General features: G+C 55.8%; 18 protein-coding genes. 3 read left to right on the forward strand and 15 right to left on the reverse strand.

The genetic code is table 11. The features are described from left to right. Nucleotides 1-35: 35 nt before the first annotated feature. The 12 genes from ABIE64_RS03935 to coxB all read right to left on the reverse strand — a co-directional run bounded on the left by ABIE64_RS03935 (nt 36) and on the right by coxB (nt 11,245). Nucleotides 36-1,295: a M16 family metallopeptidase gene (locus ABIE64_RS03935; protein ID WP_341364918.1), complete on the reverse strand. Its 1,260-nt coding sequence runs from the start codon at nt 1,293-1,295 to the stop codon at nt 36-38. 47 nt (nt 1,296-1,342) lie between these two features. Then, on the reverse strand, nt 1,343-2,740 hold the full coding sequence (gene thrC / locus ABIE64_RS03940; protein ID WP_354376688.1) for a threonine synthase: 1,398 nt from the start codon (nt 2,738-2,740) through the stop codon (nt 1,343-1,345). 171 nt (nt 2,741-2,911) lie between these two features. Further along, nucleotides 2,912-3,331, reverse strand: a complete 420-nt coding sequence (locus ABIE64_RS03945) for a cyclic nucleotide-binding domain-containing protein (protein ID WP_063092049.1) — start codon at nt 3,329-3,331, stop codon at nt 2,912-2,914. A 120-nt stretch (nt 3,332-3,451) separates the two neighbouring features. Next, on the reverse strand, nt 3,452-4,939 hold the full coding sequence (locus ABIE64_RS03950) for a carboxypeptidase M32 (RefSeq protein ID WP_354376689.1): 1,488 nt from the start codon (nt 4,937-4,939) through the stop codon (nt 3,452-3,454). A gap of 108 nt (nt 4,940-5,047) precedes the next feature. Further along, nucleotides 5,048-5,770 (reverse strand): SURF1 family protein, encoded by a 723-nt coding sequence (locus ABIE64_RS03955; RefSeq protein WP_063092051.1) that lies wholly within the window; start codon nt 5,768-5,770, stop codon nt 5,048-5,050. 9 nt (nt 5,771-5,779) lie between these two features. Continuing rightward, complete coding sequence (locus tag ABIE64_RS03960) at nt 5,780-6,148, reverse strand: DUF983 domain-containing protein (protein ID WP_037987152.1); 369 nt, start codon at nt 6,146-6,148, stop codon at nt 5,780-5,782. 17 nt (nt 6,149-6,165) lie between these two features. Further along, nucleotides 6,166-6,966, reverse strand: a complete 801-nt coding sequence (locus tag ABIE64_RS03965; RefSeq protein ID WP_007092272.1) for a cytochrome c oxidase subunit 3 — start codon at nt 6,964-6,966, stop codon at nt 6,166-6,168. An 83-nt stretch (nt 6,967-7,049) separates the two neighbouring features. Then, a complete protein-coding gene (locus ABIE64_RS03970; RefSeq protein WP_007092273.1) occupies nt 7,050-7,640 on the reverse strand; it encodes a cytochrome c oxidase assembly protein in 591 nt (196 codons plus the stop codon). A gap of 7 nt (nt 7,641-7,647) precedes the next feature. Further along, nucleotides 7,648-7,785 (reverse strand): cytochrome c oxidase system small membrane protein, encoded by a 138-nt coding sequence (locus tag ABIE64_RS03975; RefSeq protein ID WP_156487974.1) that lies wholly within the window; start codon nt 7,783-7,785, stop codon nt 7,648-7,650. Beyond that, complete coding sequence (gene cyoE / locus ABIE64_RS03980) at nt 7,782-8,708, reverse strand: heme o synthase (RefSeq protein WP_175484468.1); 927 nt, start codon at nt 8,706-8,708, stop codon at nt 7,782-7,784. Before cyoE ends, ABIE64_RS03975 begins: the two co-directional genes overlap by 4 nt. A gap of 87 nt (nt 8,709-8,795) precedes the next feature. Beyond that, on the reverse strand, nt 8,796-10,382 hold the full coding sequence (gene ctaD, locus ABIE64_RS03985; RefSeq protein ID WP_354376690.1) for a cytochrome c oxidase subunit I: 1,587 nt from the start codon (nt 10,380-10,382) through the stop codon (nt 8,796-8,798). An 11-nt stretch (nt 10,383-10,393) separates the two neighbouring features. After that, nucleotides 10,394-11,245 carry a cytochrome c oxidase subunit II gene (gene coxB, locus ABIE64_RS03990; protein ID WP_007092276.1) on the reverse strand — a complete coding sequence of 284 codons (852 nt, stop codon included), beginning with the start codon at nt 11,243-11,245 and terminating at the stop codon, nt 10,394-10,396. Between the two features lie 944 nt (nt 11,246-12,189). On the opposite strand from coxB, the gene ABIE64_RS03995 reads away from it, so the two are divergent. Then, nucleotides 12,190-13,011, forward strand: a complete 822-nt coding sequence (locus ABIE64_RS03995) for a hypothetical protein (protein WP_354376691.1) — start codon at nt 12,190-12,192, stop codon at nt 13,009-13,011. 88 nt (nt 13,012-13,099) lie between these two features. Here the strand turns inward: ABIE64_RS03995 and ABIE64_RS04000 are convergent, their stop codons facing one another. After that, on the reverse strand, nt 13,100-13,678 hold the full coding sequence (locus tag ABIE64_RS04000; protein WP_007092278.1) for a YqgE/AlgH family protein: 579 nt from the start codon (nt 13,676-13,678) through the stop codon (nt 13,100-13,102). Nucleotides 13,679-14,073: 395 nt separating this feature from the next. Between ABIE64_RS04000 and ABIE64_RS04005 the strand changes: the two genes are divergently transcribed. Next, nucleotides 14,074-16,302 (forward strand): protein-disulfide reductase DsbD family protein, encoded by a 2,229-nt coding sequence (locus tag ABIE64_RS04005; protein ID WP_354376692.1) that lies wholly within the window; start codon nt 14,074-14,076, stop codon nt 16,300-16,302. Nucleotides 16,303-16,654: 352 nt separating this feature from the next. Continuing rightward, nucleotides 16,655-17,137 carry a peroxiredoxin gene (locus tag ABIE64_RS04010; protein WP_007092280.1) on the forward strand — a complete coding sequence of 161 codons (483 nt, stop codon included), beginning with the start codon at nt 16,655-16,657 and terminating at the stop codon, nt 17,135-17,137. Nucleotides 17,138-17,226: 89 nt separating this feature from the next. Here the strand turns inward: ABIE64_RS04010 and ABIE64_RS04015 are convergent, their stop codons facing one another. Further along, entirely contained in the window at nt 17,227-17,631 is a 405-nt protein-coding gene (locus tag ABIE64_RS04015; RefSeq protein WP_007092281.1) for a hypothetical protein, read from the reverse strand. Nucleotides 17,632-17,841: 210 nt separating this feature from the next. After that, nucleotides 17,842-18,747, reverse strand: coding sequence for a protein phosphatase CheZ (locus ABIE64_RS04020; protein WP_354376693.1), 906 nt, complete (start codon nt 18,745-18,747; stop codon nt 17,842-17,844). Nucleotides 18,748-18,899 lie beyond the last annotated feature (152 nt).

Genomic DNA, 18,899 nt, shown 5'->3' on the forward strand with positions numbered 1-18,899 from the left:
GTGCGAACGCCGTTCCATATCGACAATCAGATTGATCAGGCGCGCAGCCGTGCCGCCAGATCATCATAACCCGGCATGCCCTTGACCGGCCCAAGGGCTGTCACCGTCGGCGTACCGCCCAGAAGCGACTTGCCCGCCGCACGCACCCGTTCAAGGTCAACCGCCTCGACCTTGGCAATGATTTCTTCCATGGTCTGCGGACCACCAAAAATCTGGATCTGGCGCGCAAGCGTTTCGCAACGACCGGAATTGCTTTCCATGCCCATCACGACCGATGCCTTAAGCTGTGCGCGCGCCCGGTTCACTTCTTCCTCGGTCAAATCGACCGTAGCGCGCACCAGTTCGTCACACATCACCGGCATCAATTCGCCAATGTCGTTCGGCCCGGTTCCGGCATAAATCGAAAACAGCCCGCCATCGACATAATGAGACGAGAAGCTATAGACCGAATAGACAAGCCCGCGCTTTTCCCGGATTTCCTGAAACAGCCGCGAAGACATGCCGCCACCCAGAAGCGTGTTGAACACCTGCAGATCATAGAAACTGTCATCGGTATAAGACACCGTCGGCAGGCCGAAAATCACATGCACCTGTTCAAGGTCGCGCTGCTCGATCCGGCTGCCACCTTCGTAACGAAGGGCTTCCATTTCATGATCTTCATGCGCCGGAAGGTTATCGAACTTTTCCGACACCAGATCGACAATCTGCTGATGATCGACCTTGCCCGATGCCGAAAACACCATGCGTTTCGGGCTGTAACGGCGTGACATGAAATCAAACAGATCATCACGCGATAGCGACGATACATTTTCAGGGCTGCCAAGGATCGACCGGCCCAACGCCTGATCCGGCAGGGCCGTTTCCTGGAAATAATCGAAAACAATGTCATCGGGCGTATCATTGGCCTGCCCGATTTCCTGCAAAATCACCTGACGTTCGCGTTCAAGTTCCTTCGCATCCAGCGTCGAATTCTGCAAAATATCGGCAATCACATCAATCGCCAGTTCCTGATCTTCATGCAGGACCTTGCAGTAATAGGCCGTATTCTCGCGCGAGGTATAGGCATTCATCTGCCCGCCAACATTCTCGATTTCCTCGGAAATCTGAAGCGCGCTGCGACGCCGCGTTCCCTTGAACGCCATATGTTCAAGCATATGGGAAATGCCGTTGATATCGGGTGTTTCGTTGCGCGCACCCACATCAACCCACGCGCCAAGCGCTACGGATTGAACATGTTCAAGGCGGTCGGTCGCAACGATCATCCCGTTGTCAAGCCGGGTGAGCTCGACTGTCATATAGCTTTACTCCTGTGTTTCATTTCATGCCCTCGTATTACTGTATTTCAGGCCGCACGTCGCCTGTCGCGAACATGCGCCATCAATGCACCAACATCATTGGACATGGGCTCGACCTTCTCAGGCCGGTCATATAGGTCAGACAGCCGTTCGGGCAAGTCCGGATAAATCCCCGATGCCTGTTTGACCGCATCCGGGAACTTCGCCGGGTGTGCTGTCGCCAGCGCCACCATCGGCACCGATTTGTCACGATTGCATTTGCGCCCGGCGACAATACCGATCACCGAATGCGGATCAACAAGCTCGCCACTGGTCGCCAGCACATCCTTAATCGCCGCCCGGGTTTCATCGTCACTTAAACGATAACCGTCGAAATGTTCCTGTGCGCGGGCAAACTGCCCTTGGGACATTTCCATGATCCCGGTTTCGCGGAACTTCGTCAGCATCCCGGCAATCGCAAGGCCATCACGATCATAAAGATCAAACATCAACCGTTCAAAGTTCGAACTGACCTGAATATCCATCGACGGGCTGATGGACGGCTCGACACCTTCCATCTTCATCACCCCACTTTCGAAAAAGCGGGCGAGAATGTCGTTGCGATTGGCCCCGACCACAAACTGCTTGATCGGAAGCCCCATCTGCATCGCGGCATAACCGGCATAGACATTGCCGAAATTGCCCGACGGCACGGAAAACGAAATCTCGCGTTCCGGCGATCCAAGCTGCGCCCCCGCCCAGAAATAATAGGCGATCTGGCACATGATGCGCGCCCAGTTGATCGAATTGACCGCCGAAAGACCGACCTCGTCGCGAAACGCATGATCATTGAACAATGCCTTCACAAGGTCCTGACAATCATCAAACGATCCCTCGACCGCGATGTTATGCACATTGTCCGACAGGATGGTCGTCATCTGGCGACGCTGCACTTCGGAAACGCGCCCCTTCGGATGCAGGATGAAAATATCGATATTTTCGCGGTCCCGGCACGCTTCAATCGCGGCCGATCCGGTATCACCCGACGTCGCCCCGACAATCGTGATCCGTTCGCCGCGCTTGGCCAGAACATGGTCAAACAGTCGCCCGACCACCTGCAACGCATAATCCTTGAACGCCAGTGTCGGCCCATGAAAAAGCTCCATCACCCAGTCATTGGCACCAAGCTGCTTAAGCGGTGCGACCGCTTCGTGATCAAACCCGGCATAGGTTTCTTCAAGGATGGTTTTAAGGGCCGCATCATCAACCGATCCGGTCGTGAAAGGCTGTATCACCTTATAGGCAACCTCGGCATAAGTCAGGGTCCGCAGCGCACGAATGTCATCGGCAGTAAAAGTCGGCCAGGTTTCCGGCACATACAATCCACCATCACGGGCCAGACCGGCCAAAAGGACATCATCAAACTGCAAAACCGGCGCGGTTCCCCGCGTGCTGACATAACGCAACGACCTATGCTCCTGAACTGGGCTTTCACAACATTCAGGCACCCCTGCCCCAAACGGGCAAAGACACTCCAAACCGAAAGTTAGTGAGGGGAACAGCCGCCATAGTCAAGGGTCAATCCGGCAGATCAGGCGTGCTTTGCGCAATATCGCGTAACGCCGCGTGATCGCTGCCTATTTATCAAGCTCGATCCCATGTTCCTTGAGCTTGGCTTCGGCTACGGCGGCACGACGCACCACCGTGCGATAGTTATTCAGCAGAATCCGCAGGATCGCCTTGATGAAGCGATCGGACGCCGCCATTTTCTGCTCAAACGTCTGGCGATTGATCGCAATCAGGACCGTGCGTTCACGCGCCCGCGCCGATGCCATCCGCGGCTGGTTGTCCACCAATGCCAGTTCACCAAAAAGCCCCCCGGCTTCGATGGTGCCAAGGATGACTTCTTCGTTGCCATTCATGGTCTTGAAGATTTCAACCCGGCCTTCCTGCACGACAAAGGCTGCACTTCCCGGTTTTCCTTCCCGGAAGATCACCTGATCGGCGGCATATACCTGCCGATCCATCACTTTCTTGTTGCCGTCGGTTATCCCCATGACACTTCCGGGAAAATGGACATTAAATCAGAATATCCTGATGTGGGGCTATTTGCCTGCCGTCACCTGTGCCGGAAGGACGAGTGATGCTATCAGATACCTATCGCCAATCAATCAGTTTCACCCGCCATATCTGTTTTCCATATGCGCCTTGAAGGCCGCCACGCCAAGCGGTTGACCGGTTGCCTCGATCAGAATCTCGTCGGTTGATTTGCTCGATGCCTTGCCGTGGATATTTTCGCCAAGCCACCCCATCAACGGGCTGAAATCACCGCGCGACAGTGCGCCTGGAATTTCCGGCTTGGCCTTTTTCGCTGCGGCAAAAATCTGGGCCGCTGCCATCGCGCCCAGCGTATAGGTCGGGAAATATCCCCACGCCCCCGACGGCCAATGGATATCCTGCAGGCAGCCATCCCTGTCATCGGGCGGCGTAATGCCCAGCAATTTGCCCATCATTTCGTTCCACGCCCCGGGCAGATCGGCAAGCTTCATGTCGCCTTCGATCAGGGCACGCTCCAGCCGATAGCGCAGGATCACATGCGCCGGATACGTCACCTCATCGGCATCCACGCGGATCAGGCCCGGCTCGACCCGTGTATAAAGCCGATGCAGGTTGCCTGCATTCCATGCCGCGTCATCGCCACCAAACGCCGTCTTGAAGACCGGCCCGGCATAGGTCAGGAATTCTTCCGACCGGCTGGCCTGCATTTCCACCAGAAGCGACTGGCTTTCATGCAAGGTCATCCCGCGTGCCTTGCCCACCGGCTGATTGCGCCACGCGCCGGGCAATCCGCGTTCATACATCGCATGGCCGGTTTCATGCAGAACCCCCATGATCGCCGATGTGAAATCATTCTCGTCATAGCGCGTCGTAATGCGCACATCATCGGGAATGCCGCCACAGAACGGATGATGTGAAATATCCAGACGGCCATGCTCGAAATCAAAACCGACCGCCTGCATCAGATCAAGGCCGACCTTGTTCTGAACCGAAACCGGGAACGGCCCGGCCGGGCTGATCGGGGCCGGTTCGGATTTCTGGCGTTCAATCACCTCGGCGGTGAAAGACGGCAGGAACGATTCCAGTTCGGCAAACAGGCTATCGATCCGATCAGACCGCATCATCGGATCATACTGATCCAGAAGCGCGTCATAGACCGACGTGCCAAGGGCCTCGGCCTTGGCCTTGCCCGCCTCTATCGACAGGTCGAGAACGGTCTGAAGTTTCGGCAGCAGTCCGGCAAAATCGTTATCGGCCCGCGCCCCGCGCCATGCGACCTCGCACGACGTCGCCGCCAGCGACATTTTCTCCACCAGATCGGACGGCACCGCCGTGCCATGTACCCAATTGCGTTTCATTTCCGCCAGATTGGCTTTCTGCCACGCATCAAGGTTCTCTGCGCCTGCGGCTTCGATCAAATCGCCCATATCGGGTGCGGTGATCAGTTCATTGGCCATGACATCAAGGGTCGCCAGTTGCTCGGACCGGGCATTGGCCCCGCCATTGGGCATCATTGCCGCCATATCCCAATGCAGCATGCCGCCTATATCGGACAGAACATTGATGCGGCGAAAACGGGCTTCAAGCGATTTATAGGCGTCAGTCATGGAAACTCCTGTTCGGCGGAACCGGAAAACGGGGCAAAAAAAGCACGGCCAAAACGCCGCACAATGGCGGCATCCGGCAATCAAAGGGCTGGATCACAGGCAGCCAGATCAGCTGTCTGCGCCATCCTTCTGCGGGCGGCGGTGATACAGAATAAAGATCACAATCAGCGAAAGCGCAAGGCTGTACCATGTGATCGCATATTGAAGATGATTGTTCGGAAGATCGATTTTGGCCTGACCACCAATCGGCAACCCGCCGGGGATTTCCGTTTCGTCAAGTTCAAGATAATAGCGGCTGGCAAGATCCGCCCCGCTATCCTCGGCCATCGCATCGACATCGACAAAGAACCACTGGTTTTCCAGCGGTTCGTTTTCCGGCTGAACCCAGTGTCGGGTCTGCGGCAGGCGCAACACACCCGTCACCCGAACATTGCCTTCAATAAGGCTGTCAGGCCGGGTTGACGGATCGCGATAATCCTGCGGCACCCAGCCGCGATTGACCAGAATGATCCGGCCATCTTCCTGTTCCAGCGGCGTGATCAGATGAAACCCGATATTGCCCCGGCGTGTGCGCGCCATAAGATACATTTCCTGATCGTTCAGGAAATGACCGTCGGCATAGGCAGCCCGGAATGCCATCGCCGGGTCCGGTGCCACATCGGTTGGCACGGCAATCGGCGGCTCGGACGCATGCGCCTGACGTTCCGCGATCAGGTTCTGTTTCCAGAACAGGCGATCCACCTGCCAGGACCCAAGTCCCAGAAGGATCACAAGGGCAAGACCGGCACAGATTTTGATCGCAGGGCTGGGGCGTGTCGTCAGAAGGGGCATCTATTGGGTTCAATCCTGTTCGGAAGTCGACCGATGGCGATATTGCAGCGCCACCATGAGGCCTTTTAACGGTCGCAGCAAGGCCAGTGTTACCCCGATGATGGTCGGAAACCATAACACCGCATGCAACCACAAAGGCGGCATATAGGTCATCTCGACCCAAAGCGCCAGCGGCACCACGACAAAACCAAGGATGAAAATGATGAAAATCGCCGGGCCATCACCGGCATCATGACCACGAAGGTCAAGACCGCACTGATCACAGCTCTCGCGAACCGTCAGAAAGCCCGAAAACAGCTTTCCCCCACCGCAGCGGGGGCATTTGCATGCCAGCCCGGTGCGTATGGGGGAAAGTGCTGGATAATAATCCATGGTCATTGGGTGACCGGTATCCTTTATTCGCCGCCCCAGATGTAAACGGCAAAGAACAGGAACAGCCAGACAACGTCAACGAAATGCCAGTACCAGGCTGCGGCTTCCAGACCGAAATGATGATCGGGTTTGAAGCCGTCCTTGATCGCACGGCCAAGGCACACCGCCAGGAACACCGTACCGACAAACACATGGAAACCGTGGAAACCGGTCGCCATATAGAAGGTCGATGAATAAATACCATCGGCAAAACCGAATGCGGCATGGCTGTATTCATAAGCCTGAAGACACAGGAAGATAACGCCAAGGGCAACCGTAATCGCCAGCCCCTGCACCATATCCTTTTTCTTGCCTTCAAGGCAGCCATGATGCGCCCAGGTCAGCGTGCAGCCCGACAAAAGCAGGATCAGCGTATTGAGGAACGGCAAATCCCACGGATCAAGGACTTCAACGCCTGCTGGCGGCCATTCGGTCACGCCGGGGCTGAAAATCACAAACGCGTTATGGAAGAATGCCCAGAAGAAGGCGACAAAGAACATCACCTCGGACGCGATAAACAGCGACATGCCATACCGCAAGCCGATCTGCACCACCTTGTTGTGGTAGATGCTGGACTCGCTGATCACGTTGCTCCACCAGCGGAACATCACAAAAAGAATGCCCGCCAAACCAAGTGCTGCCAGCCAGAAATCTGTCGGCGCACGATCCGAATGCATGAACATGACCATGCCACCGGTAAACAGCCCTGCCGACATCGCAGCCACCAACGGCCACGGGCTCGGGTCTACCAGATGGAACGGATGTTTCTGAGCGTGATCACTCATTCCTCGCCCCCCTCAATCCTCACAAATGAAACCTTTAAAGCTCTCTTCATTGGAAACCGGGATACCTGCACAATCATCAGGCCCTAGCCCCCATTTTCTTCGTCCCCGTCCGGCCCTTCGACCGATGCCTCGGCCTTATAGAAGGTATAGGACAGGGTAATGGTCTTCACGTCTCGGGTATTCGGGTCTTCTGCAATCGCCGGATCGACATAGAAACTGACCGGCATATCCACACGCTGGCCGGGTTCAAGCGTCTGTTCGTCAAAACAGAAACAGGCGATCTTGCTGAAATACTGCCCGGCCTTAAGCGGCGTTACATTGTAAACCGCCTGACCGGTAACCGGTTTGACCGACATGTTTTCGGCCATGTAATGAGCAAGGTTGTCTTCGCCCAGTTTCACGGTCATTTCGCGCTGCTCGGGCTTGAACTGCCACGGCAGACGGGAATTCACATCGGCATTGAACCGGATTTTGATGGTTTTTTCCGAAACATCGCGCGGCGCATCGGTGCCAACCTGCGTCGTGCCGCCATATCCCGTCACCTGACAGAACAGCGCATAAAGCGGGACCGAAGCATAAGACAGGCCAATCATGCCGCCAACAACGGCAACACAACCAAGCAATACGCGCTTGTTGCGCGCCTTTGTTTTGTCCGCATGCTTCTGATCAGCCATATATGCCCTAGCTCATCTTAAGAATGGTGATGGCGAAAAACAGAACCGCCAACCCGCCAAGAATGACAAGAAACGCCCAGTTCTTTTTGCGCCGTTTGGCGTAAAACGCGTCGAGTTCGGCTTTGGTCATTTTGGGCTCGGTCATGCCAGATATCCTTTGATCCAGACATCGGCGACCATCGCCCCGAACAGAACGAACAGATACAGGATCGAATATCCGAACATCTTGTGCGGTGCTTTTTCTTCCGCATTGCGCAACACGCGAACCGCATGACGCAGGAACCACAAACCGGTCAGTCCCGCCGTCACGCCGTAAAACACGCCAAGCAACCCGGTCGCGACCGGCACAAACGTGATCGGCAACAACAGGATCGTATAGATCAGCATCTGCTTTTTGGTTGCGGCCTCCCCGGCCACAACCGGCATCATCGGCACACCGACCTTGGCATAATCGCCACACCGGAACAGGGCCAGCGCCCAGAAATGCGGCGGCGTCCACATAAAGATAATCAGAAACAGCGCAATCGAATTGATATCGATCCCGCCGGTCACCGACGCCCAGCCGATCATCGGGGGGAATGCCCCGGCGGCACCGCCAATGACGATATTCTGCGGTGTGCTGCGCTTCAGCCACATGGTGTAAACAAACACGTAAAACGCAATCGACACCGCCAGAAGGGCGGCGGCGGCAAAATTGATCGCAACCGCCATGACGGTCACCGAAAGAATGGATAACGCAATCCCCAGCGATAGCGCCTCGTCGGCGGGCACACGCCCCGCCGGGATCGGGCGGTTCTGGGTGCGTTTCATGTGGATATCGATGTCGCGGTCGTACCACATGTTGATCGATGCCGCCGCACCGCTGGCAACGGCAATGCAGGCAATCGCAACCAGTGCCAGGAACGGATGCATTGTTCCCGGTGCAATCAAAAGACCCACGGCACCGGTAAACACCACAAGGGTCATCACACCGGGTTTAAGCAACGCGATATAGTCGCGCACTTCCGACACCGGTAATGCGGCGATGTTATCGATTGCAAGGGTCTGCTGGGCGGCCTGCTTGGTCATGTAATTCTGGTCTTCTTTTCTCGGGGCGGTCGTATGTTCCCCGCCGGGAACCCATGGTCACCGGCGGGGAACGCAAGATCGGATCAATTACTTGATGCGCGGCAGTTCGTCAAAGGTATGGAACGGCGGCGGCGAGCTGACGGTCCATTCCAGTGTATCCGCACCTTCGCCATATGGGTTGGCTTCGGCCTTTTTGCCACGGATGAAGGCATGCGCCACCACCCCGACAAAGAAGATCGTCGCTGCGAATGAAAGATACGCACCATAGGACGAAACAAGGTTCCAGCCCGCAAACGCATCCGGGTAATCGGCATAACGGCGCGGCATGCCGGCCAGCCCCAGGAAGTGCTGCGGGAAGAAGGTCAGGTTGACACCGATAAAGAACAGCCAGAAATGAATCTTGGCGCCCAGATCGGAAATCTCGTAACCCGACATTTTGCTGAACCAGTAATAGAAGCCCGCAAAGATCGAGAACACCGCCCCCAGCGACAGCACATAATGGAAATGCGCCACCACGAAATAGGTATCATGCAGCGGCAGATCCATGCCCGAGTTCGCCAGGATAACCCCCGTCACACCACCAACCGTGAACAGGAAGATAAACCCGATCGCCCACAGCATCGGTGCGCGAAGCTCGATCGAGCCGCCCCACATCGTTGCAATCCACGAAAATATCTTAACCCCGGTCGGCACCGCAATCACCATCGTTGCCGCGGTGAAATAGGCACGCGTGTCAACATCAAGGCCGACGGTATACATGTGGTGCGCCCACACGATGAAACCGACAACACCGATTGCGACCATGGCATAAGCCATCCCGAGATAGCCGAAAATCGGCTTGCGCGAGAAGGTCGAAATGATGTGGCTGATGATGCCAAAGCCCGGCAGGATCATGATGTAAACTTCGGGATGACCAAAGAACCAGAACAGGTGCTGATACAGGATCGGGTCACCGCCACCGGCCGGATTGAAGAAATCCGTGCCAAAGTTACGGTCGGTCAGAAGCATGGTGATCGCACCACCCAGCACCGGCACCGCCAGAAGCAGCAGGAACGCGGTTACCAGCATCGCCCACGCAAACAGCGGCATCTTGTGAAGCGTCATGCCCGGCGCACGCATGTTGAAAATGGTGGTGATGAAGTTCACCGCCCCCAGGATCGAGCTTGCACCCGCAAGGTGCAACGCAAAGATCGCCAGATCAACCGATGCATCGGGATGGCCAAGCGAGGCCGACAGCGGCGGATAAACCGTCCAGCCGGTCCCGGCACCGCTACCGACCACCGCCGACAGCATCAGAAGGGCAAAGGCCGGCACGAGCAGCCAGAACGAAATATTGTTCAGTCGCGGGAACGCCATGTCGGGCGCACCGATCATGATCGGCACGAACCAGTTGCCAAAACCGCCAATCATGGCGGGCATGACAACAAAGAACACCATGATCATGCCATGTGCGGTGACCAGAACGTTAAAGAACTGGTGATCTTCGATGATCTGGGTGCCCGGATGGGCCAGTTCCATACGGAACCAGACCGAAAACGCACCACCGATCAGACCGGCAACCAGCGAGAATGCAAGATAGAGCGTGCCGATATCCTTGTGGTTGGTCGAAAGGAACCAACGGGAAAAGAAACCGGGCATGTGATCATCATGCGAATGTGTGTCAGCGTGAGCCATAAATCTCTCCCTCACTCTGCCGAAGCCACAGAAACCGGCGACGGCAGATCAACCGACGCGAATTTCTCCTGGGCCTGTGCGACCCATGCTTCGTATTCTTCCATGGTCACGGCCTTGACCGCGATCGGCATGTAGGCGTGGTTCACGCCACACAGTTCCGAACACTGACCATAGAAGGTGGTGCCTGCATATTCGCCCGGAATGCGGGTCCAGGTTTCGTTCAGGCGGCCCGGCACGGCATCCAGCTTGATGAACAGCGACGGCATGGCCCAGTTATGGATCACATCGTCCGATGTCATGATCAGGCGGATATTGGTGTCAACCGGCAGAACGACGGGGTTGTCCACATCCAGAAGGCGCATCTTGCCCTCTGCAACGGCGGTTTCCTCGTCGATCATCAGGGAATCGAACGTGAAATTGCCGCTGTCGGGATATTCATACGTCCAGTACCACTGCTTGCCGATGATCTTCAGCGTCATATCGGCGTCTTCGACGCGGTCTGCGAAATACAGCAGACGGAACGACGGGATCGCAATAATCAGAAGGATCAGGACCGGCGCCACGGTCCATACGATTTCAAGAAGCGTATGGTGGGTGGTCTTGGACGGGATGGGATTCCGTTTCCGGCTAAAGCGGAAAAGAACATAAAGCAACAACAGCAGGACGATCACCGTAACGGCGGTCATCAGCCATGTCAGAAGAATAAAGAAATCATGGCCCTGTACAGCCACCGGCGAAACCGGGTGCTGAAGACCCAGTTGCCATGGCTCAGGCTGACCAACCGCGGCAAGCGCGGCACTATCCAGTCCGGTCAGAACTGCCAATCCCAGCAAAAGAATGGGAAACAGCATCTTGATCGACATGCGAATCTGCCCCCTCGCATTACATCTCAAGGCAATTTGTCCAAAGGAAAGCCACATCGTGACCCTCGACATATACGAACATAACGGGTTGTTCGTTCATCGAAAAGGTATGCCGTGATGACTCAACCATAAATCGGCATAGCCACCAGGATCGCGACGTAACATCAGACAAACCTGATTTTCAAACCCGCATGCACTGCGGCACAACGGTATGGAAGGCGAATAGCCTATCTTAACAGCCTGTTCCAGAAAAAACCTCGCTGCGTTGCACAAAAATATTACTTTTCCTTTCAGGAATTTAGCGCATGGGTTCAATTTTTTTCTAAATCCAATCCCCTACCCTTGCGATAGAAATGGTGCCATTCCTCATCGCGCCGGACCATCATAGCCCGCTTTGCTGCCACGCAACAGACAGGGCAAAATTATCCTTTAGGCGATACAAACCGCAGGTAAAATCCTTATTTAAGTACGGATTTATCGGCATCCCCCGAACGACGCGTGTTTTACCGCCAGAATCACCTCCGTTTGCCCACTTTATCCACAGGCAAAACCATCACAATCAATCATTTACCCTGTTCCGAGTCGTAAAATCATCACTCCCCGTTTCAACACCGGGCCCGGCATGCCCCGACCGCACGCATGAAGTTTTTCGAATGCACCGCACAAAGGTTGATAAACGCGGCGATCTCTGTGATTGTAATCACAAGGAAATCACCGGAAAAAAGCGCACCGGCTTCCGTATTTCGGGACACGAAACCTACATAAAAACGCGCAGATGCCTTTAATTGAGGGAATCTTCCCCAATATCAGGGGAGTGGTCTTGCCAAACTGATCGTTTGGCTGAAACCATTCTATGCAAAAGTATTATATTTTTCTGTTCCGGGATGATTTGTGGATTATCATCGGAACAGGATTACCGTGACGTTTCAGATCGAGGTTCGCTCATGTCCCGCCAAGGAAGCAAAAAGCTTTTCACCGCAGAGCTCCGGCTGCTCAACAAGCTGGAAAGTATGAGTGATATCGTCTCCCTGCCGCTACCGGCCCCGTCCCCTGATGGCGGCGGCGCAGTGGGTGGTGCGGATATGTCGACACTCCATAATGCGATCGAGGATCTGAAGGCAGAACTTCTGTCCGACATCCGCATCATGATGGAAGAACAGAAGAAGCTGAATGCGCGCGCCGATGATGATGATCAGGACGACGCCCGCAACGAGCTTCGCATGCTCAAGACCGAAATTCGCGCACTCGCCAATTCCATTCAGGAAACCAAGCGCGAAATCGCCGCCCTCTATACCGCGCCGGACGACAGCAGCGGCACGCGGATCAACATCGTCAAGGGCGAACTTGATTCCGTCGTCGCCGCGACCGAGGATGCCACCGCCAACATCCTTGAAACCGTCGAAAAAATCGATGCGGTTGCCCATAATATCCGCTCTGCCGCCCCTGATGACTACACGCAAGGGCTTGCCGACGACATCGTTGATCTGGTGGTCAAGGTGTTTGAATCCTGCAACTTCCAGGATCTGACCGGGCAGCGCATCACCAAAGTCGTCAACACCATGAAATATATCGAGGAACGCGTCACCCGCGTCATCGAAATCTGGGGCGAGGATGACTTTGGCGAATTTGATCTGCCCGCCGACCCCAAAGGTCAGGACAATCTCGATAAAACCGTCACCCGCGCACCGCAAAACGTCGAACGCGTCAGTCAGGACGAAATCGATCAGATCTTCTCGCAGGAAGAAATCGACGCCCTGTTTGACTGATCCGCTTATTGGCCTGAAACGTCACCAAAACATCAAAGCCTGCCGGAAACGGCAGGCTTTTTCATGTGCAGAGTTTGGTCCCGTGGCCTTAGGCGTGGCCCGCTTCGCCCGAGAGAAGTTCCGGGGCAAAACCCAGCTTGGCAAAGGCCTGTTCCCATTTGTCTTCGCAATCAACACCAAACAGAAGGTCGGCATCGGCATCGACATGCAGCCAGCCATTGGCAAGAATCTCGTTTTCAAGCTGCCCGCTGCGCCATCCGGCATAACCAAGGGCCAGAATGCTGCTTTTCGGACCTTCGCCAAGCGCAATCTGTTCAAGAATATCGACCGTTGCCGTCACCGAAACACCCGGATCGACATGCAATGTCGCCTCGTTCTCAAAATCGGTACTGTGCAGAACAAAGCCCCGCCCGCTTTCGACCGGTCCGCCGAAATGCACCTGAATATCTTCAATCGTCGGCGCCGGGCGCGCAATGCCAAGCTGTTCAAGCAATTCCGGGAAGGTGATGCTGTCGATCAGCCGGTTGATCACCAGCCCCATCGCGCCATCCTCGTTATGGGCACAGATATAAACCACGCTTTGCGAAAAACGCGGGTCGCGCATGCCCGGCATCGCCACAAGCAGCTTCCCTTCAAGATATTCGCCAGTGTGATCTCTAATTCCCATTCCCGAACTTTTCCTGTGCTGTTCACTCAAGCCTAGCGCGATCCGTCACACATTACCATCGAAAGCCACCCTTGGCGTCAAAACGGGTAAAAATGACATTGATCAAAGACGCAACGCGCCACTGCGCTACATGTAGGTAGCCTGACACGCAATCGACAGCAACACCGGCATAAAAATATGGTGTTTAAGATCACATCGATGGGCACACTGACCGGCACACCAACCTGCACACATCCCGGTAACGCAGTCGTGCCTTGCCATGAACATCAACAGCTATTAGCCATCGCCACATGGCACAAGGCAGCCGTTTGTGCCATATCCATGAAATGGAACATCATCGTTCCTGCCGCGCCCCGAAAGATGTAAAAAGACTTCACGACCAGAAGGAAGCCACCGTGATCCGATCTTTGTTCCTAGCCCTTGGCCTTGTGATTGCGACTATCCCCCCGTTTGGTGCGGGTGCAAGCGCGCAGACAGCGGCCAGCAACTGGGTTGACGAGGATTTTGCATCACTCCGCCTGATCAGTGCGCGCGATGCCATCAATGGCCGCGATGAAATCCGTCTTGGTCTTGAATTCGAACTTAAGCCCGACTGGAAAATCTATTGGCGCAGTGCCGGGGATGCCGGTTTCCCGCCGCAACTCGACTGGACCGGATCAACCAATATCGGCGACGGTCAAATCCGCTGGCCCGCCCCGCATCGTTTTTCGATCTTTGGCCTCGAAACATTCGGCTACAAGGATCACATCATCCTTCCGATTGATGTGCCGGTGACCGATCCCGCACAGGCCGCCCATATCGAGCTTGATGTCGATTATCTGGTCTGTAGCGACGTCTGCATCCCGGCACAGGCAAACTTCACCCTCGATATCCCCGCCAGCCTTTCGGATGGCGCAAACGGCGATACAGCAGGCATCAGCCGCTTTGCCCACGATATCGAAAAATTCGCATCCCGTGTGCCGCTTCGCGGGGACAACCTGCCGATGTCGGTCAGTGATATCTGGCAGTCGACCGCACAATCAGGCGAAAATGACCAGACCGTCCTGAATGTCGCGATCACCGGCCTTGATCAGACCGCATCCGACCCGGTCGAAATCCTGATCGAAGGCAATGTCCGCCTTGGCTTTGGCGTGCCGGTCCCGACCGCAACCGATGACGCAACCGGCACACAGCAGTTCCGGATTCCGATCTATGGCCTGAAAGACGATCAGGCCACGATTGGCGATGACGTGATCGTCACCGTTATCGCCGGCCCCCTTGCCATCGAACAGGACCGTCAGATTGCCGCCGCGCCGTCTGGCACAAGCAGCACAAGCACCACCACCAGCAGCAACGCGACGTCCAGCCCCGGCATCGCCACCACCAGCCTGTGGTTGCTGGGCGCGCTGGCCCTTCTGGGCGGGTTTATCCTTAATTTCATGCCCTGCGTCCTGCCGGTCCTGTCGCTCAAGGTGATGTCGGCGATGAAGGCCCAAGGCTCTGCGCGCAGTGCGACGCGCCGCGGCTTCCTTGCCAGTGCGGCGGGCATCATCACCTCCTTCTGGCTGATCGCGGCCGTCCTGATCGCCATCAAGCTTGCCGGTGGCACGATTGGCTGGGGCATTCAGTTCCAGCAACCCCTGTTCCTGACCGTGATGACGATCATCGTGGCCCTGTTTGCCTTCAATATGTGGGGTCTGTTTGAAATCAATGGCCCGGCCGAACTCGGCAATGCTGCCAACGATACCATCACCGCGCGCGAAAAATCCGGTCACCACCTTGGCGGTCATTTCCTGACCGGCATGTTCGCAACCCTTCTGGCAACGCCCTGCTCGGCCCCGTTCCTTGGCACGGCTGTCGGCTTCGCGCTGGCCGGCAGCAGCTTTGACATCTTCTGGATATTCACCCTGCTTGGCATCGGGCTGGCCGTGCCCTATCTGGCGATTGCCGCCCGGCCCGAAATCGCCCGCCTTCTGCCCAAACCGGGTCGCTGGATGGGCTTTGTCAAAGGCATTCTGGGCGTGGCCCTTGCTGGCACCGCCATCTGGTTGCTGTCGGTTCTGGCCGTGCAGATCGGGATGGGCGGGGCGATTGCGGTTGGCATCGCCCTTGTCATGGCCGGTATTCTTTTGTTTGCCCGCCATCGCACGACGGTGCAGAAACGCAAATATGTCTTTACCGCACTCGCCACCCTTGGCGTGCTGGCCGCCCTGTTCGCACCGGGCTTTTCCAAGGCCCCGCTCAAGAACACCGCATCGCGCACCAGCACCGAAACCCTGCCGTGGCGGGCCTTCGCCCCGGATGAAATCGCCCGCCATGTTGCCGATGGCAAAACCGTGCTGGTCGATATTACCGCCGAATGGTGCGTGACCTGTCAGGTCAATAAAAAGCTGGTCCTTGAAACCGACGATATGACCGCTGCCCTGACCGCCGATAACGTCATCCTGATGCAGGGCGACTGGACCCGTCCCGATCCGGTGATTTCGCAATATCTGGCGGGTTATGGCCGGTATGGCATTCCGTTCAATGCCGTATTCGGGCCCAAGGCACCGGACGGTGTTCTGCTGTCCGAACTGCTCGGCAAACAGGAAGTTCTTGATGCCATCGCCCGCGCATCCGGTGGTACCGACCTTGTGAAAAAGTGATGTGATGCACATCTTTTCGGGATCACGATAAACCGTGACAAAGATTTGAAACCATCGAAACCCCAACGGATATGATTGAAGATCAACCCGTTTTGCTGTTTGATGGCCCTAGAGCCTTTTCCGTTGGGATTGAAGCGTTTTGCCGGAGGCATTCTTCTGTCCCGCAAGGAAGGGATCGCAGAGCGTAGCGGGGCTACGGTCAAGATCCCTGACGCTGCGGGGCAGAAGAATGTCCCGGCCCGAAGGGTTCGGGTTTGGCGAACAAAATCGCTTCAATCCCAACGGAAAAGGCTCTACCCAATCACCAGAACAAGGGCGGCAATCAAGCCCCCCGCATGACGGAGAAAACCCCATGACCATCGAAGTCGGCAGCAAACTTCCCGAAGTCACGCTTTTCCGCGCCACCGCCGACGGCCCCGAAGCCGTCAACACCAACGAATTTTTCGCCGGTCGCAAGGTCGTTGTCTTTGCCGTGCCGGGCGCTTTCACTCCGACCTGCTCGGCCAAACATCTGCCGGGCTTCGTTGCCAATGCCGATGCCATCAAGGCAAAGGGTGTTGATGAAATCGTCTGCCTGGCATCGAACGATGCCTTTGTTCTGAACGCCTGGGCGAAGGCCGAAAATGCCGGTGAAAACATCACCATGCTGTCCGATGGCGACCTCGCCTTTGTCAGCAAGACCGGCCTTGAACTCGACCTGACCGGTCGCGGCCTTGGCAAACGCGCCAACCGCTTTGCCATGATTGTCGATGACGGCAAGGTCACTGATCTTGCGGTCGAGGAACCCGGCGCCTTTGACGTGTCGAGTGCCGAAACCGTGCTGGGCAAACTCTAAGCCCGAAACACCTGCAAAAAGCAAAAAGCTCCGCCTGATCCGCGGAGCTTTTTATTTTGATCTCGCATCCTTGCCTTGGGGGCAGGCCCCTAACGCGGCAGCAAAACCGGGATCGGTTCTGACCGGCTGTCAAAATCGCATTCAAAAGTCGGGTCGGTGTGTTTGGCAATGAAATGCACCACACCTTCGCGGAAATCTTCCTTGATCGGCGACCAGCTCATGAAGACACCGCCGCGATTGTCATATTCGCGAATGTCACGGTCATGGGACAGTTCAACAAAACTGTGGCCCAGATCTTCGGTGGCCCCGGCGACAAGCCATGACGGTTTGATCCCGCCATGCCACAGCAGATAGACACCGCCAACATTGTCAAGTTTCAGCTCGCTGAAATCATCGATCATGAACAGGCGATAATACTCGCCACGCGGGCTTTTCCGCCATTTGATATCTTGTGCTTTCGGCTGGCGCAAAGTGCCAAGCGACCAGAATCCCATTTCATCCTCCAAGCGCACCAAAACACGCGCAACTGCTCGTTACGCGCATCCCAACGCTGCTTTTGTTTTTATGAACTCGACGATATCCGAAAAATGTAAACTTTTGGTTGACCGATTACAAATCGCGATATCGCAAAATCCTGTTCTTAAACAAGACTTCTTCTGGGTTTCAACCCTGAATATAAGACGGGTACCCCGATTTGGAAATACTCAGTCGAACAATTTGTCGATGTCGTCCTGACTGATCCCCTCGCCTTCCAACTGCGGACCATTCAGAAGATCGTCATCCTCGTTCTTCGGCGTCCCGTCATCATTTTCGGGAACCGGCAGATCGGTAAAGGCATCCTCGCCCCAGATCAGGATCATGTTGTGAACCCGTTCTTCAACGAATTCAAGGGTCCGAACCACCTTGTTGATGCGCTGGCCGGTGATGTCCTGAAAGTTACAGGACTCGAAAACCTTGGTGACCAGAAACGCGATCTGTTCGACATGTTCGGCCACAAAGTCGGATGGTGCCGAATTTTTAAGCGTCATCGCCAGATCGTCGATCTGTTCGGCGGATTCAAGGATCGTATGCGTTGCCATTTCCGTATCCTTGATGATCGCATCAAGTTCGGTGGTCGCACTGACAAGGCGGTCATCCTCGGCCTTCGGATGACGCAGCGACGCGATCTGCATCTTCGCCCTGTGAATATGTTCGTTCATTTCCTCGATCTGCTTGCGGATCAGTTCGAGGTCGTCTTTGTCCGGTTCCGACGCACCCGGACGATTGCTATGGGTAAAATTGCTGCTGACCGGATCGGGCAATACATCCATCGCATCGCCATCCGATGCCGGTGCGATATGGGTGGCATCAATACTGCCCCCGGCACGCACCGCATCGCGCAGTTGGGCTACTTCCGACCTCAGGGCACGAATTTCATCAAGTACAGCCTGATTGATCCCGGATGCGTCAACGGTCGCAGCCGGTTTCGGCGCTGGCAATGGCGCACCTGCCCCCATACCGGTTTCAAGCGTCGGATCGAAAAAGGAATCCGACCAATCTTCGACCACACCACCCGAACGTTCTTTTAAACGGCGTTCTGCGGTGAAAACCTTCTGCACGCGACGTGTCATGGCTGACTTCAATCCTCCGGCAACGGGCTTGACCCGATCCCTGTTCCCCCGATCACCCACCCCCGTGGTCAGATGATCACATTAAAACGAGTATAAGGGTCCAGATTGCTACAAGTCCAATGGGTTTCAAGAACAAGCCTTTGAAAAAGAAC

Origin of the sequence: Thalassospira sp. MBR-102, assembly GCF_040549275.1 — a bacterium.
GTDB classification, from domain to species: Bacteria; Pseudomonadota; Alphaproteobacteria; order Rhodospirillales; family Thalassospiraceae; genus Thalassospira; species Thalassospira xiamenensis.